General features: G+C 51.9%; 11 protein-coding genes. 7 read left to right on the top strand and 4 right to left on the bottom strand.

Annotated features, from left to right (window positions below):
• Window positions 1–11: 11 nt before the first annotated feature.
• The gene (locus tag ACR0IO_RS21270) at window positions 12–938 is read left to right on the top strand and encodes a LysR family transcriptional regulator (RefSeq protein WP_480744545.1); all 927 of its coding nucleotides are present in this window, start codon (window positions 12–14) and stop codon (window positions 936–938) included.
• A 634-nt stretch (window positions 939–1,572) separates the two neighbouring features.
• Here ACR0IO_RS21270 and ACR0IO_RS21265 read toward each other — a convergent pair.
• Window positions 1,573–1,851, bottom strand: a complete 279-nt coding sequence (locus tag ACR0IO_RS21265; RefSeq protein WP_480744543.1) for a hypothetical protein — start codon at window positions 1,849–1,851, stop codon at window positions 1,573–1,575.
• A 701-nt stretch (window positions 1,852–2,552) separates the two neighbouring features.
• Between ACR0IO_RS21265 and ACR0IO_RS21260 the strand changes: the two genes are divergently transcribed.
• Complete coding sequence (locus ACR0IO_RS21260; RefSeq protein ID WP_480744541.1) at window positions 2,553–3,347, top strand: Tle-like phospholipase domain-containing protein; 795 nt, start codon at window positions 2,553–2,555, stop codon at window positions 3,345–3,347.
• Between the two features lie 346 nt (window positions 3,348–3,693).
• Here the strand turns inward: ACR0IO_RS21260 and ACR0IO_RS21255 are convergent, their stop codons facing one another.
• Window positions 3,694–4,566: a LysR substrate-binding domain-containing protein gene (locus tag ACR0IO_RS21255; RefSeq protein WP_480744539.1), complete on the bottom strand. Its 873-nt coding sequence runs from the start codon at window positions 4,564–4,566 to the stop codon at window positions 3,694–3,696.
• A 230-nt stretch (window positions 4,567–4,796) separates the two neighbouring features.
• Between ACR0IO_RS21255 and ACR0IO_RS21250 the strand changes: the two genes are divergently transcribed.
• Both ACR0IO_RS21250 and ACR0IO_RS21245 read left to right on the top strand, forming a co-directional pair.
• On the top strand, window positions 4,797–5,249 hold the full coding sequence (locus ACR0IO_RS21250) for a hypothetical protein (RefSeq protein WP_480744537.1): 453 nt from the start codon (window positions 4,797–4,799) through the stop codon (window positions 5,247–5,249).
• A gap of 1,133 nt (window positions 5,250–6,382) precedes the next feature.
• The gene (locus tag ACR0IO_RS21245; RefSeq protein WP_480744535.1) at window positions 6,383–7,711 is read left to right on the top strand and encodes a response regulator; all 1,329 of its coding nucleotides are present in this window, start codon (window positions 6,383–6,385) and stop codon (window positions 7,709–7,711) included.
• A gap of 303 nt (window positions 7,712–8,014) precedes the next feature.
• Here ACR0IO_RS21245 and ACR0IO_RS21240 read toward each other — a convergent pair whose 3' ends face one another.
• Entirely contained in the window at window positions 8,015–8,803 is a 789-nt protein-coding gene (locus ACR0IO_RS21240) for a metallophosphoesterase (protein ID WP_480744533.1), read from the bottom strand.
• A 197-nt stretch (window positions 8,804–9,000) separates the two neighbouring features.
• Window positions 9,001–9,339 carry a type IV secretory system conjugative DNA transfer family protein gene (locus ACR0IO_RS21235; protein WP_480744530.1) on the bottom strand — a complete coding sequence of 113 codons (339 nt, stop codon included), beginning with the start codon at window positions 9,337–9,339 and terminating at the stop codon, window positions 9,001–9,003.
• 556 nt (window positions 9,340–9,895) lie between these two features.
• Here ACR0IO_RS21235 and ACR0IO_RS21230 point away from each other — a divergent pair.
• The 3 genes from ACR0IO_RS21230 to ACR0IO_RS21220 are packed head-to-tail and all read left to right on the top strand — an operon-like array spanning window position 9,896 to window position 15,022.
• The gene (locus tag ACR0IO_RS21230) at window positions 9,896–14,032 is read left to right on the top strand and encodes a caspase family protein (protein ID WP_480744528.1); all 4,137 of its coding nucleotides are present in this window, start codon (window positions 9,896–9,898) and stop codon (window positions 14,030–14,032) included.
• On the top strand, window positions 14,019–14,453 hold the full coding sequence (locus tag ACR0IO_RS21225; RefSeq protein ID WP_480744526.1) for a hypothetical protein: 435 nt from the start codon (window positions 14,019–14,021) through the stop codon (window positions 14,451–14,453). Before ACR0IO_RS21230 ends, ACR0IO_RS21225 begins: the two co-directional genes overlap by 14 nt.
• Complete coding sequence (locus ACR0IO_RS21220; protein ID WP_480744524.1) at window positions 14,450–15,022, top strand: DUF4760 domain-containing protein; 573 nt, start codon at window positions 14,450–14,452, stop codon at window positions 15,020–15,022. The genes ACR0IO_RS21225 and ACR0IO_RS21220 overlap by 4 nt, the downstream gene beginning before the upstream one ends.
• Window positions 15,023–15,081 lie beyond the last annotated feature (59 nt).

Here is a 15,081-nt window from a genome sequence, read left to right as displayed (position 1 = left end):
GAGGTATTGGTATGACACTCTCAATCCGTGCGATGCGCTACGTGCAGGCCGCATTGAAGCATTGCAGCATCACGGGAGCGGCCCAGGCCACCAACGTGACACCCTCGGCAATCGCCGCTGCGTTGGATCAGGCCGAAGCCGTTTTCGGCATGGCCCTTGTCACGCGAGCGCGGGCCAAGGGCGTCTTTCCGACCGCCGCGGGCCGCGATGTCGGACGGCATATTGATGATTTACTGGAACGGTACGATACTTTGCTCACAAGCATTTCCGATCTCCAATCAAACCTTTCTGGAAATCTCAGCATCGGATACAACGCACCGATTGCTCCAGCATTTTTACCCATGCTTGCAGCACAAATGCAGCAGTCCAATCCTGGCGTGACATTCACGCTGACTGAGGGCGACAACAACTTTGTCCAGACCGGTTTGGCGGACGGACAGTTCGATGTGATCCTGTTCGTTGAAGAACTGCCCAATCCGCAAATCGCAACGCAACCGATTTTCCATGCCCCTACGTATTGCCTGTGCCCAACGGACCATGCGCTCGCTCAGCAAAACACAGTGAGCGTGCCCCAAATCGTGGCCGAGCCCTTGATCCTTTTGGACCGACCCGCTGCACGTGGGTATTATCTGGATCTTCTTGAACAAGGCGGAGGAGCCCCTCGCGTCGTGGCAACCGCCAATTCGACTGAAATGGTCCGATCGCTTGTCGCCTCAAAGATTGGGATTTCCTTGTTGAACATGAAACCACGTGACGTGCCGACCTATGCAGGGAACGACGTACGCTGCCTGCCAATCCGGGACAGCAACAGCGGTGTCACCCTCTCGCTCGGGTTTGCACCAGGACCGAAACGAAAACTGGTTCAGACCTTCGTTGAAAGCTGCGTCGTATTTTGTGGCGGACCGTCGGGCGCGAATTTGACAGTATCCATAGCCTAGAGCGCCGGAAAAGAGCAGGACCGCACTTGCAAAAAGATGTCATCGCAGACATTCGTTCATCGCTCGGCACGAGGTAGATTGAGCTCGAACCAGACCTTCGATGCGGCTGGCGCAAATGGCCGCTTTGGGCCATGTGCTGAGGCAGGGTATTCTGCCGATCAACCAAGTCCCAGCAAGACACACAGCGCCTGTTTCCAGATCGTGAAGAGGCTCATTAGTTTTCTGTTTAACGTCGATTTGAAGCGCTTGAACCGTCGAAACACTCAAAAAGCGCAAAAATCTCTAGGTGTTGAATTCGTTGGGAAGCGAGTCTCAATAATTCGGTCCCATTATTTACGTACTCCGACAATGGTTGTCGGATCACCTTAATGGTGAGACTGCGGTTAGAATAAAATTGATTGCTTAGAGGTTTGAATTTTTGAGACTCTAGAATCCTCGATTTTCTAACCGAACAATTAGGAAGCAGCCTTTCACTTAACGCCCAGAGAATGGCTGGAAACAGCCCTTACCTGGTCAACTCCGAAAACTAGAGCAGGCAAGTTGATCACAAACCTAGCCTTTCGGCTGGATCGGCTTGTGGTCAACTTGGCAAGTTTTTTTGCGCTCTCGTTCAGATGATCTCAAGCCGCACTTATTAGTAATTATTGTAGTCATGACTCCATTGATAGCTGCCGCTAGGTGGCGTTGACGAAAGAGAAATTGACTGTTCTCTGGTGGCTGCATCAGTAGACATTTTTGTGGTTTGGTTGTTGTCAGAATTTACGTCGGTGTGGTCGCGTGTTTGCGATGCGGCTGAGTTGAGATCCTGAGCATGCTCGTGGTGGCCGTGACCACCCGACGGGTGCGCCATCGCCATCCCAGCACTCAAAACAATTGCGAAGGCGGTGACGGATGAGATCAGTGTCTTTTTCATTTCTTGGTCCCTTTCAGTTGAGCGTGTTTGATACGCTGTGTGTGAAACCAACTTGGCAATCTGCGCCTCAGAATTATTGCGCTAGCACGTCAACGTTTTGCGGAAAGCCATCAAGTTAATGGCTGCTTGCGATGCCGGTCGCGACCCTCCCTAATCCCTGCGACGAGGTTTGACGTCTTTTATGCGAGTCAAAGAGGAAGGTCGGCCAGGGCAAACGCCACTTAAGCTAAATTCCATGAAGCGTTTCTTAACGGTTTAACCAGCACCGGTATGAGTGGCAGCGTCACAATGGTTGCTATGGTCGATACGAACGCTTCTACCTAAGCACATGCAGCAGACCGCAAACAGCACATTCCGGACATTCGGTGCCAGCTGACGAATAGTGGATGAGCGGACATAGCAGTCCGTAGTAGGTTGGTCTCAATATTTGAAGCCTTGTGCTAGACGGTTTTTTAACGTTTTGTTTGGACTGATGATGTCAACGGTGCAGCTTGGCGTTGAAAGGCCTTCACACCTCCAAATCGATTGGACACGAATTGTCAGCTATGGGCGTGAATTAAGCGATGAGGGTATTTCGATTTCTCGTGATCCTTTTTGCATTCATCGGAGTGTGGAATCTGGGAGCTGCGGTCGTTGCCTATCGGAGCTACGAGCCTCCATCGAACAAAGCGTATTTGAGAAACGATTCCGAACCAGTACCATTGGAAAATTTGTTCTGCGGTTCAGGTCAACGTAAAGGTCAAGCGCTAGTAGATCGTGCAATCATGGCAGCCCTGGCCTATGCGAGCGAAGGACTAACGCTCAGGGCGTATTTGTCGCCGCAATGGCAGAAAGTTGAACTATCCGAAGCCGTTCACAAGAATATCCTCGGTGTCCATAGCTCTCGCGGGTTAGCTTTTGACATCTGGTATCATGGTGATGACCAGATTGCGGTAATCTCTTTTCGCGGAACTGATACCGGCAATCTCCAGGAAAGCCTGAAAGACTGGACGTCGAATTTGCACTGGCTGGTGGGCCGTACCCCGATTGTTACCCAATATGACGTTTTGTACGATGCGTTGCCGCGAATAATGGAGTTCATGGATCAGGCGATAGGTAACGTTTCCGAAGTCCACACAGTTGGTCATTCGCTTGGAGGTGGCCTGGCGCAGTATTCCTTGTACAGGGATGCAGACCTTAACAATCGAAGAGTGAAACATGCTTTCGTTTTTAACTCTTCTCCTGTGACAGGATGGTCAGATTTCGAATTGCAGCAAGGCGACCTGCCCGGAACAACCGTGACACGCATCAACGAATACAAGGAAATTCTTGAATTCCCGCGCCTGCTAATGAAGCCGGGCTATACTTTGAACCCGCGTTTAAACATAGACCCACGTTTCGACGAATACCGACTGGACCTCAATTCGGAAACGGGCACGGCCGCACATGAAATGACGGGGCTTGCTAAGAAGATCGTTTCTCTCACCGAGAGTTTGTGTGCTGAGCGCTCAGAATAACCGCATCGTCACGGTTTTTCCCAATCGGAGTTGATCCACTTTGGTATCCAATTTTTGCATCGAAAGGGTACCAAACCGGCCGTCCTATAGCCGGAAATTCGCCACACCACATCTTAGGGTGAGAATGGGCTCGACGCTGTCTTTTTCTGCTGGGGGTGTCGATAGAAGGTTTAGCCCCAACCTGCCATTGACCCCTTTTCCGCCTTTTGCGTATGCAGTGGACCGCCAACGGTACGTTCCGGACGTTCAAAACCAGATTGCTAGTAGCGCGAGAGCGGACAGAGTCAGCACACAGACCGACAATCCCAATGTCCGGTCTCAATTCAGCGCTGCTGTCAGGCCCGTGTTATGAAACGGCTCGCATAGGGGCCCTTCCCAGTTTTTCTACCAGAAAGTCGGCCGCGAAGGACACGTGCGCTTCACAGGAGTTCGATTGGTGAACGGATATCACCACCTCGTGCAGCGAGGGCAAACCGGCCTGTCCGTCAATGATCCTGAGACCAGGTGGTATGACAGAGGCCTCCATCACGGACACCGACGATCCGTCAAGAAGGGCTTTCTCGATCAACCCTATGCTGCGCGTGGAATATGCAACGCGCCATCGGCGGTCGATGTGCTTTAATACATCCAAGGCAATTTCCCTGCACACACAACCAGATGGGAACAGAGCGAGCGAAAGAGGTTGATCGTGGTCGTCGATGAAATCGGGCGAGGCAACCCAATGAAGCGGCTCATGCCTCGCGACCTGTCCCGCGACAGAATCTGGACGGTGCGTTGCAACGACCACATCCAGTTGGCCCTGCTTCAACATGGGCAGCAGATCGCTGGCGTTGTCGCATGTCACTTCGAACTGCAATCTGGGATGCGCTTTCACCAGGGCGGACAGAATTGGAGGCAGCAGGAAAGTCGCGTAGTCATCAGGCGCTCCGACCCGGATCAATCCTTCCGCCTCTGGGCGTTGCAGATGTGACAGCGCAGCATCGTTTGCAGCCAGAATGCGGTTTGCATAGACCAACAACGCTTCGCCGGCCTGTGTGATCGACACGGACTGACGGCTCCGCTCAAAGAGGCGTTTCTCCACGATCGTTTCAAGCCGTTTGATCTGAAGACTGACAGCTGATTGCGTGCGCCCAATGGCCTGTGCAGCATGCGTGAAGTTTCGATGCGCCGCGACGGCGACGAAGGACCGCAGCAGGTCGATTTCGAGATCACGTTTCATAAAGTAAGATTTCCATATCTCATCACAGTTAGCAATATTATTCGTTTCAGAAATAACCTGCTCAAGCCTAGTGTCGCCGAAGGAGGCCCGTTCAATGCTTGGTTTGATCGCACAATCGATCTTCGTGGCGACACGCATATCATCACCGCGCAGGTCGGCTTCAGGTTGTGACTGGAGCTCAGCAACAGGCCCAAGGGGCCATGGCACAAAGAAGGGAACGGACAAGGAAAATGCAAAGCATCGACATCAGCAAACTCAAGACACGAACTGGCACAGTGGAACGCGTCTGGCAAATCGAGATTCAGGCGACACCTGAAGACGCGGACAAGATCATAGACAATGTGATGGAGGTCGATCCACTGATCTATGGCCGGTACAGGCGCAACGCATTTGTCAGTGCTGTAGGCAGCGAGACTTACTTGCCGGAAGACAACTCAACCAGTGCTGTGCATCTGGGGGCCGCCAACAAGGTTCAGACCTTCCCAAGCGTCCTTATAGTCATTTCGGTCTCGCAAGACTCTGAAACGCTGGGGCGCGTTCTGGATGCGATACGCGATGTACATCATTACGAAGAACCTTTGATCTTCATCAAGGATTGTTGGGCCAGCCGCGCCGACTACGACCCGCACAATTCCAATCCCAATCGTTGGTGGAACCGCGACAAGGCAAACGCGGAAAACTGATCTCGCAACGATTGCGGTGGGTTGTCACAACCGATGACTATCCGTCCTTGGCAGCCGGTGCGCAGCCATTCGTGCCCATGCATCATTCGGCGGAGTGAGCTCGGAGCAGCCATTCTCTGCAGTGGATTCAAATAGTGGTTTAGGCCCTTAGCGGTCATTGCCTCGCAACTGAGCTGCTGCAGTTGCATTGGGCAGTTCGCAGCTCAAACCAGACATTGACGATCTTGCTTTGCAAATCCGGAAAGTGGACAAAGCACCATTTCGCTGCGGCCGCACTTGGGTCAGGTTTTGCAACGTTTTGTCCCCAGATTTCGTCGCACACACAATCAGATAATCATTTCAAGAGAACTTACGCGTGCCAGTTTTCAAGTCCTGGCTTGTCCAGCTCCCACAAGTATTTGTCCAAGTGTCAAAAGAAACCCGCCCCCTGTCCGCCCAATTCCTAAGGACAGTCGACCCGCTGGGTCGTCTCTTCGTTAACAACAATCGGGGGCTCTTGTGCTTTCTCGTCCAAACAACCTGTCAGTGCACTGGATTCAGATTGTTCCTGAAACGCTCTCGGCGCTCAATGAACAAAACCAGAGACACAACCGTTCGCCAGGCCGATTACTAAGGTTATCTGCCGGGCTCCTGTCCGCCGGACTTGTGACCTTGGTTCTGTTGCCCTTCACGTCGGCCTTGCCTGGTGCCTTTACGAATGACCTCACGCCACTTTTGGATGTGTGTTTAGTGTTTTTCACGGCGCTTGTCGTATTCTCCGCCGCAGCGGCAATTATACTGAGAGGATCGACTTGGAGGGCCGTTATTGGGCGAGGATTGGCCTGTCTTAGCACCGCGCTCATTGTGTCACCCGTAGGCCTGTCTGTCCTGTTCGCATTGTATCTTCAAGACTGGGTATCACTCGCTGACGGAATGGTCATTGAACAGGTCGGAAGCACAGCTGCGACTTTAGTTGGCGGTATCTTTTTCGCCAATGCTGTCGCTTTGGGGTTGGCCCTTGGCTGCGTGTTCTTGCTGGTTCGATGGCGGCTTTTGCAAGCCCGTCCGAAACCTTCAATCTCGCCCTATGCAATTCAAACAGCAGTCCAGTTTCGGGAAGGACCGACACTTGGAGTGTCTTGGGAGCAACTAAAATGAACATGCCCGTCACCGACATCTCGCACAGCGTTGAAAGAAAACTCGAACCCATGACCCCAATTCGTGCCGTAATTGTTGCACCGGATGAGGCGCGAACAACCATTCAAGAACTTGCGTCGCAGCTCAAAGGAATTGAAATCGTTGGCGTCGCGTACAATTTGAGAACAGCCAAGCAGATCCTTGACCGCACACAGCCCGACTTACTTCTGGTGGATGTCATGCTTCAAGGACTTCGGAGTATCGACGCGATTTCTTACGCCTCCACAACGCTGCCAGATCTCAAGATACTCGCGCTTAGTCCGGCTGATCCACCTCATGATCGTGTCATATTAGCCATTCAAGCAGGTGCTCTTGGGTATGTGTGTAGGAATGCTGAAGCCGATGAAATTCAAAAGGCCGTGGCTGAAGTGCTCAAAGGCGAGCCTTATCTTCCCACCGATACCACAATAGATGTTTTTAAGGACGTTGCTCCCGAGCTCGCGGCTTCCGCCAAAGAGCGATTGAACTTCATGTTCCAGGCGTTGCTCGGGTTCATTCCCGCCGCAGGGCTTATCGCGGCAGTTACCGGTTTCCTGTGGCGCGAGTATTGGGGGCAGATCGGTGTTCGTGTGGTGGACATCGGTGTGGATGCCAGCACCCGCGTAACCGAGTTTGTACTCACATTTCTCGTACTACTGGGAATCCTCGGGCCGCTCCATTTTGTCAACAACTGGAAAGATGCATTAAGTTCATGGGCAAACCGTCGCGCTCGACTTCGTAAGTTGGGCAAAGATCTGAAGCCCATAAAGATTGGTCGAACGACGATCGGAAGCATCGCTGCGAACGAAAGAGTCCAGTGGTTGGCGATTGCTGCCGTGGTTGTTGCAATCACAATTCCACTGGATTTTTCTGGCGGTAGAATCCTGACCATCATCATTGGTGCAGTCGTTGCGCTGGTGTTGCTCGCAAATCTATTCTCGCTGGACGACTATCTACCTGATTGGCTGCGCCCATCCAAACAACATATCGGTAAGGCACTGTTTATCGACGGTATGTTATTCCTAGTTTTGTTGCTCATATTGAGCGCCGAAGTCTTTCTTTTGGGCCCAGATCTGCGGCAGGATGGATTGCACGGGTTTCTTGCTCCGAAAGTGCTTGATCTTTCCGCACGACCGGTCGTTTTGACGGACTTGAATGGGACATTTGACCCGATGGAGGCGCTATATCTTGACGGCAACGCGGATTTGTATGTTTTGTATGACCCCTGTGACGAGGTCGTGCGAATGGTTCCCGTTGGCTCTTCACGGGTGGAACATATTCCGCAAGTTCAGTGCAGCCCCAAATGAAACTGAGCATTAGGTCTGAATACCGTTCGCAAGTGACTCATTGTAGGTTGTCTACGGTGCTGAGAAAGACGAAAAGTTCTCGAAAAATCTTGGTGAACAAGGGGCTGCTAGGGGCTCTATCCTTCTATCGACACCTCCAATGGCAGCGCCGAGCCCTTACCTGACCTTTGACAGCACCCAAAGTCTCGCTCGTGCAGCAAGTCGCCAACCGCTCATTCCGGATGTTCAAACCAAGTTTCAGATGGCTGGTGAGCGGACGAAGTGCCAATTGGCTGGGGATGCGCCGAGGTCTACTATTCCCGCTTAGTCGTCCATACCGAGGGTAAAATCGCAGAATTGCGTATATTGCAGGGTCACATTGCCGTTCGATATTTCAAGCACTCCGTATTGTGGTGCTTCTTTGGGAGGCTTGAAGCTATCCCAATCCCAAGGAGGACGCGGTGCTGGCGCTTGAAACGACAACGCACCCAACGTCGCAAAAGGAATACCACGAACTGTCCCACAGGTAGGCCTATGAACATGCCCCATGAATAAGTGCTTCACGTTTGTATGGCGGCAAACGACGTTCAAAAAAGCTTCTTCGTCCTCAAGTCTGATTTCATCTTGTTTAGGCAATCCAAGCGCGAACGGCGGGTGATGCATGAAGATGTAAGCGGGGCGATCGTCATTCCTGCTCAACAGGCTATCCAACCAGTCTCGCCGCACTTCGCAAAATTGGCCTGCGTGGGAGCCAACTTTATGGGTGTCCAAACAAACCACTGTACCGTCAGTGGTCTTTAGGGCGAATTGGATAAAATCCGGCATCGTGTCTTCGGGCAAAGGAAGACGGGATCGAAGTCCGCCCCTGTCATCGTTGTTTCCCATCATCGGATAGATATGCAACACAGACTTGGCGAGGTATCCCGCCAATGCAGTATAGTCACCCTCGATATCATCCCCAACCAAATCTCCGGACAGTATCGCGAAATCAGCGTCAGCGTGATGGGTGTTTGCATGATTGATGGCAGTAGCGAGCCGCACTCGTGGGTCTAGCCCGTCGATTGTACCTTCATTCTGGAAATGAGGATCGGACATCCAAATGATTTTGGTCATTCTAATCCCTTCAAATTGGGTCAAATAATTGTCGCCAGCTTCGGGTACGCTAACCGCAATAGCGAAGAGCTGCCAGTCTTGTATGGAGATTCCAGCCAGTCCGCCGCGACGGCAGCTTAGCGCGGAATTGGTGCTGTTTGCTCAGTATGCAGCATCGGTGACTTTAGGCTCACGGCGGGCATTAGCTGCGACGTGCATCAATTGGAGATAAGAGCCCCGATCTGCCGTTTTTTTCGGGCATTGGCCGTCGTGGCCCAAGCTTCGCCCTTTACGTCAAGTACGACGGCCGGACCCTGCCAGGCGAGAAGAGCTGGTATGAGGTGACTAGCCCCCTTGCCGGATCCGGTTGGAGCCACTGAGATGATATGGCCTTCACAGTCAGGCGTGACCCATTCTGGGGGATCCGGCGCATCCTTGTCTCCGGGGTAAAGAAATCCAGCGGGTTTGCCGGGTGTTTTGAGTACCATCCGACCCATGGGAAGCTCTGGTAGGCCCGGCGGAGAGTTTCCTTCATGTAGTGATTTGGAGACACGCATCACAGTTGTTTTCCCTTCATTGAAGAAGCTTTTATGTATTCATGCGTGGCAGGGAATGCTTTCAAATTTGGAGGCAGGATTTTGAAGGTTGCCCATATTGGCCGTGATTAATTCAAGCAGCGTCTAAGCGGGCCTGGGTTTTCGTTTGAATGTGGCAAGAGTGCTTTACCGGGGTCACAAAGTCAAAAGCCGATCCCGTTCAACTATTTAAGGCTGAACGAGTTTTTGAGGGCTGAAAAAATCTCTTTCTGTAATGACTTCTGCTGACTACAGTATCTGACAAAGGCCTTTTCTTCGCCTGATGACCTGTGTGATTTTGTGTGGTGTGATTGTGAGTTATTCCCAGCTGTTTGCGTTAATCTTTAGTTCTTTTCTTTTAGCAAAACCGGCATCTGCAAACCTCTTCAAGTGGCACCAACCTGAAACGGATCCCGGCGGCCTTGCTGCTGAAATTTGCACGAATGGTGCAGAGAAACGGATCTGCCTGCGGGTTGAATGCGTTTCTTTCGAAAGTGTCGAAGTAGTACTGAGCAGTGCTGATTTAAGCCCGGTGGATATGAGCGGAAGCCACCTTGAAGTGGATGTGACTGGCAACAGCCCATATGCGGCTCGGGTGGATGACGAAACGGGTCGCCTCAGTTATGCCACCAAAACGTCCGGACCCCTGTTGGATGGTTTGAAATCTGGTCGATACGCATGGGTCACGTTTCAAAAGCCGTCCGTTCAAGACGCGCCACTCGTCTTTACGCTGAATGGGTCACGACAGGAAATCGACCGTGTCCAACAGATCTGTTCGGTTCCTGAAAACTGGACTGGCGAGGGGAATAACATCTGGGTTGGAGACCAGGCGCAAGCTTCTGGCAAAACGGGGCCAAGTTTAAATCCTCGCTATGATAACGAGGTCGATCTGGCGCTTGAGCCAGCGTTGCATCAGGTGGAACGCTTAGAAAACACTGACTACTGGGGAGGTGATATTCGCGACGGCTTATCCGACCCGGAACTTCAGGACCTATCATTAAATCAGTGCGAAGCCCTATGCATCGCGACCCTGGGTTGCTCTCACTTCACCCATAACGGACGAACTGACACGTGCTTTCTGAAAGGAATTCCGGACGAGTCCAAGCCCTTTCAGGGAGCAACGAGCGGCGTCATCAACGGTAAGGCGGGGCGGTTTTTACCCGCGCCTACGAGCGGCGCGGACATCGCTGTCCAAAGTGATCTTTCGGCGAATATCGAAGACTCTTTGGAGTGGATTGCCGGTTTGAAGAATACTTCGAGACCACTCGCAGATACATGCGAAGCAGAACGGGCCGCATTCGACGCGTTGGCAAGAGATTTTCGTGTCGGTTTAACAGGCAGCCGCGATATCTCGTTCGGTCAACATCTCAATATCGAATGGGAAGGCAACACACTTCAAAAACGCGCCCCGATCTGGTTGATGGTAAGTTCTTGGAGACCGGTTAGATTTGAAGGGAAAGGGTTTGTCGCCCTTGGGCCAATGGCGCCGAACCCATTTGGCCTGGCACAAGGCGTAGGAAGAACAAGAGCCCTTGTTGCATTGCACGCCCGGGGGGCAGGGCCGCAAGGTGATTTGTCTGTTATTCCTTTGCATCTTGAATCTGATGATCTGGAATATCACCTGGTGGGCTATAACCGGGCTTGCGAAGAAGAAATGGTTGCCAAAGTCGCTGCAGGGCTTTTGTCCCTATTCGGCGGCGCAGGAACAGCATCTGCAGGACATTCGCTATATAATGTCAGGCCTGGACCAGCGCAGCTTGTTCTGAATTCAGAACTTGGGCGTCGTGCTTTCACACACCGGATTGATCTGAAATCCGATCACTATGTCTTGCTCAATGACCGCCGCATTCTCCTTATGAAGAAAACGCCGGTTATGGGGCTGAACGGTGCGAAAGGCCCAAGAGAAACCGAAATCGTCCAAAAAGCAGGCACCAATCTGCAGATATCTCCTACGCATCGATTTCTGGCCCTTGATCACGATGGCAGAACCGAGATTGTCGACGTTACAGACGGACGTACTGTGACGACAATAGACAGCGGGCATACCTATTGGATGTTGGGCGACAGCTACGTGATGACAACCAAAGCCCCATGGGCCGAGGTCAATTTGCATTCACTGTTCTCGGACGGACTTCGGATTAACCAGCAAGTGACTGGCCCGGCCTGTTGCACAGCCACGGTCGATCAAACCCATATCGGCGTCAGTCTGGAAAACAGTTTGGTTACAATATGGGGCATGTTCGGACACTTCGTGGGTTCATTGCAAAACCCGGCCTACGCCAGCACTGAATCCCCTCGCAGTGGCTACTCGTCCGATAAGCGGGGCAGCGCCGCTTTGTTCAAGCTGATGATGTCTTCGATTGGTCCGGTTGCGCCGGCTACACTGGATAATGGGTTTCATGTGGTCGGGGGAATGGACGCGACCCGTACGGAGGCTGATGAATTTAAGGTCACTGACGGGGTCTGGCAAAAACTGGACAGCGTTTCGGCTTTGTCGCGGCGACTGGCTCATGTTGGGATTTCTCTGACCCCATTGGATCAGCCGCAGTACAAATCTGAATTCACCGTAAGAACCGCAGAAAACCAGCTGGAACGTTTGGGAGTTCGTCTTGCGGATATGCAGGAAGGAGAAGTTGTCCTCAAGCCAATGAGCGAGGATGAAAGGGAGGCCGCCTCATATTCAAAAACGGGTGCCTATGTCAAACCATACCGGGTTCGCATGAATTGGTCCGAAGACGCTGCTAAGCGCTTGGAGGCTGATGCGCGGGCCAGCGGTTTGCAACTGGAATGGAAGATACCAGCAGATGAAGCAATGGAATCCGAGTGCGACCACACCGTTTTGGATATGGACCGTGGTTTTGACCCGTCAAACGGCTTGCCTACAGTAAGAGACTTTGTTTCGGCGTCGCGTCTTGAAACCGAGACCGGACCCGTCTGGATTACACGTGCATCATGCGTTGCGGGTGCGACTTTAGGCTCGCTCCGCAGCTTTTCGTCAGCCTATATTCTGGACTTGGCAACAGCCAAGCCAGAGAATCCAGGCACCACAATTCTGGGTGAAGTGTTCTTTTTTGAGAATGATCCAGCACCGCTGTGGTTTGACCATGATCTCCATCTACGGAATGCTGGTCAGAAGCTGGTTTTGTTTTCACCGGGAAATGGCGTGGCGGCAGTCTACGATCGAACGCAACAAAAAATGGTGTTTTTGGAAGAGGGCCTGCCGGACGGAGACCTTCTGATTGACGCTGGATTAACCGAAGACCACAAGCATCTTGTGCAAGTCAACTCTGATGGCGGGCTACACATCTACCAGATCCAAAATGGCAAGAAAGTAATCTCTGGCCGTATCGTCGAAGATGAAATTGTCACATGGCTGGACGATTTTCGGTTTGATGCGACTGCAGAAGCTGCCGCCCAGATCGACTTGCGCTTTGACGGTCTGGATGGCCAGTACAGTCTGGATCGCTTTGGTGAGGCGCAACGCGTTCAGGGCCTGACGAAACTGGTATTGGAGCAAGAGCCGATCCCAACGGCGACAATTGCAGGAATTCCTCCGCAATTCATGGCTGGCGAGGTTCGCTTGACGAACAATGGCGATGTTGGTTTGTTCCTTATGCCAGATGACACTGATGCAATTGAATATCTGGTTTTTCAGGATGGCGTGATCACGGAACGTGTGGAAGCAAACCCGCGGATGACTGCAAACTCGATCCCACCTGAAATGAAAGAACAGTTGGGTGCCGGGTCCACCATGGCCTTGAAAATGCTTATGGCGATGGACAGAGGTGGCGATGGGTACGGTATGGATATACTTGTGCCGCAACAGTTTAGTGTGTCTCGATTGAAAGGCGCGCGGTGGGCCAGCGTTGTTGCTGTCAACAAAGCAGGTTTGGCCAGTCTTCCGATTAGCGGGGATCTTGGGCCGCAGCCGCAGGCAGAGGTTAAAAACCGTGCTCTCATCATAGGTATCAACACATATGACGACCCGTCGATCCCATCGTTGAACTACGCGCTAAGAGACGGCGGTAGATTTTCGGAAACTCTTGCAGGCGGGCTGGAGGACGCTCCTGACTTTGATGAGATCAATTATCTGAAGGATACTCGGGCAACGCCGGAGGCTATTCTGGCGGGTGTCGAAACATTGCTGATGGATATGGAAAAAGGAGATCACGCGGTTCTCTATTTCGCGGGACATGGGCTGCGTTCTGAAAGCGGCGATTTCTATTTTGGTACGTCGGGAACTCGACTGGAGGATGTGAGCGCGACCGCCCTGGCATTTGGGCGCTTGTCAAAATTGCTGGAGGGCACAGAGGCTAGAATTACGATCATCTTGGATGCATGCCATTCTGGTGCAACTGGAACGGGTCCTTTTGCGACGAATGATGATGCGGTTGCCGACTTGTTCCAGCTAAACACAAACATCACTATCCTCGCGGCATCCAAAGGACGAGAATATAGTGAGGAAACGCCTGAGCTAGGCGGAGGCGTGTTCACGTGGGCGCTTCAACAGGTCTTGCAGACCGACCGGAAGTCGTATGATCTGGATGCTAACGGACGAATTGAAGCATCAGAATTGTATCTAGGCGTAAAGTCCCTTGTTGTTCAAAAACAGCAGGGTCGTCAGACACCCTGGATGGTAAGACATCGAATGGTGGGTGACTATGCACTGTTTTAAAGAATTTTTGGCTCGCCGTGCTTTGTTCGCTACGTTGTTGTTTTTTCCGCTAAGCGCACAGGCTTGTTTCGTTTGTGATGAGATTGTCGAATTGGACAACGTCAGGGCGGCCTGTTTTCTGGAACAATACCCAGAATTCGAAAAACGGATTTCCGAAACAGGCGATGGGCGCGGAGAAGTTGATCTCACGGAATGTGCCAATGATGTTGCTGATGGAACGCGCGGTATTGATTGGTTCACAAAGCTTCCTAATCCAACCGGGTCCACCGATCCAAACCTCGAACCTATTCAAGAGTTAAGGTCGGTTTTCATTTTGGATGCGACCGATGCAAGGTGTTTGAAAGCGTTTCTTGAGGGGCTTGATCGCCCTATTGATCCGACCGTCCGCGTGGATCTTACCGAAATGTGTGACAGCAAATGAAGAATAACCCCAGTAGCACATTTTTGTGGAAAACCTCAGAGTGGTGGGACAGTTTCGGCCAATTCATGATGGCAATTGGGGCCCTGATCGCCTCTATCGGTGTGCTTATCGGGGTGATTCAGTACACACAGCAAGTTGAGGCAGCTCGGGCTAAAGAAACGCTTGCATTGATCGAAAAATGGGAATCCGGAGGATACAGAGACAGCTTCGCCGTTTTGCGAGACGCGACAGACAGATTTCAGGAAACGGTGCCCAGAAATGAACTGGAACTTGTACGATCAAGCACAACTGCGCGTGAGAACTTCCAGAGGAAACTTTACGATAGCGTTTTTGCGGACGGAGACCATTTCGAAGATTTTGACCACATCGTTTCCTTCTTTGATCGCTTAGGCCTTTGTATTCAGGCCAAACTTTGTTCCGAAAAAACTGCTGAAGTATATTTCAGAACAACACTTGGTGCATTTTTGTTTTATTATGACGGCTTAGTTCTCGAGCGCGGATTACAATATGCGGGCTATGTTGAAGGCCTTCAATTTTTGAAGAATGAGTTCTCCATAAACGCAAACTGATGTTTGTGGCGGGTCTGTTGGTTCAATCATCTCTGGATCTTGCCCCTATAGTTAATGTC

The sequence above is a fragment of the Ruegeria sp. CE12 genome (assembly GCF_056537525.1).
Note: the sequence above shows the minus strand (reverse complement) of the source record. Positions and strands in the feature narration are given on the sequence as shown.

Excerpts from the sequence above, each read along its gene's own strand:
- ACR0IO_RS21270 (WP_480744545.1), top strand. The coding sequence starts at position 12 with ATGACACTCTCAATCCGTGCGATGCGCTACGTGCAGGCCGCATTGAAG.
- ACR0IO_RS21265 (WP_480744543.1), bottom strand. The coding sequence starts at position 1,851 with ATGAAAAAGACACTGATCTCATCCGTCACCGCCTTCGCAATTGTTTTG.
- ACR0IO_RS21255 (WP_480744539.1), bottom strand. The coding sequence starts at position 4,566 with ATGAAACGTGATCTCGAAATCGACCTGCTGCGGTCCTTCGTCGCCGTC.
- ACR0IO_RS21250 (WP_480744537.1), top strand. The coding sequence starts at position 4,797 with ATGCAAAGCATCGACATCAGCAAACTCAAGACACGAACTGGCACAGTG.
- ACR0IO_RS21245 (WP_480744535.1), top strand. The coding sequence starts at position 6,383 with ATGAACATGCCCGTCACCGACATCTCGCACAGCGTTGAAAGAAAACTC.
- ACR0IO_RS21240 (WP_480744533.1), bottom strand. The coding sequence starts at position 8,803 with ATGACCAAAATCATTTGGATGTCCGATCCTCATTTCCAGAATGAAGGT.
- ACR0IO_RS21235 (WP_480744530.1), bottom strand. The coding sequence starts at position 9,339 with ATGCGTGTCTCCAAATCACTACATGAAGGAAACTCTCCGCCGGGCCTA.
- ACR0IO_RS21230 (WP_480744528.1), top strand. The coding sequence starts at position 9,896 with ATGAGCGGAAGCCACCTTGAAGTGGATGTGACTGGCAACAGCCCATAT.
- ACR0IO_RS21225 (WP_480744526.1), top strand. The coding sequence starts at position 14,019 with ATGCACTGTTTTAAAGAATTTTTGGCTCGCCGTGCTTTGTTCGCTACG.
- ACR0IO_RS21220 (WP_480744524.1), top strand. The coding sequence starts at position 14,450 with ATGAAGAATAACCCCAGTAGCACATTTTTGTGGAAAACCTCAGAGTGG.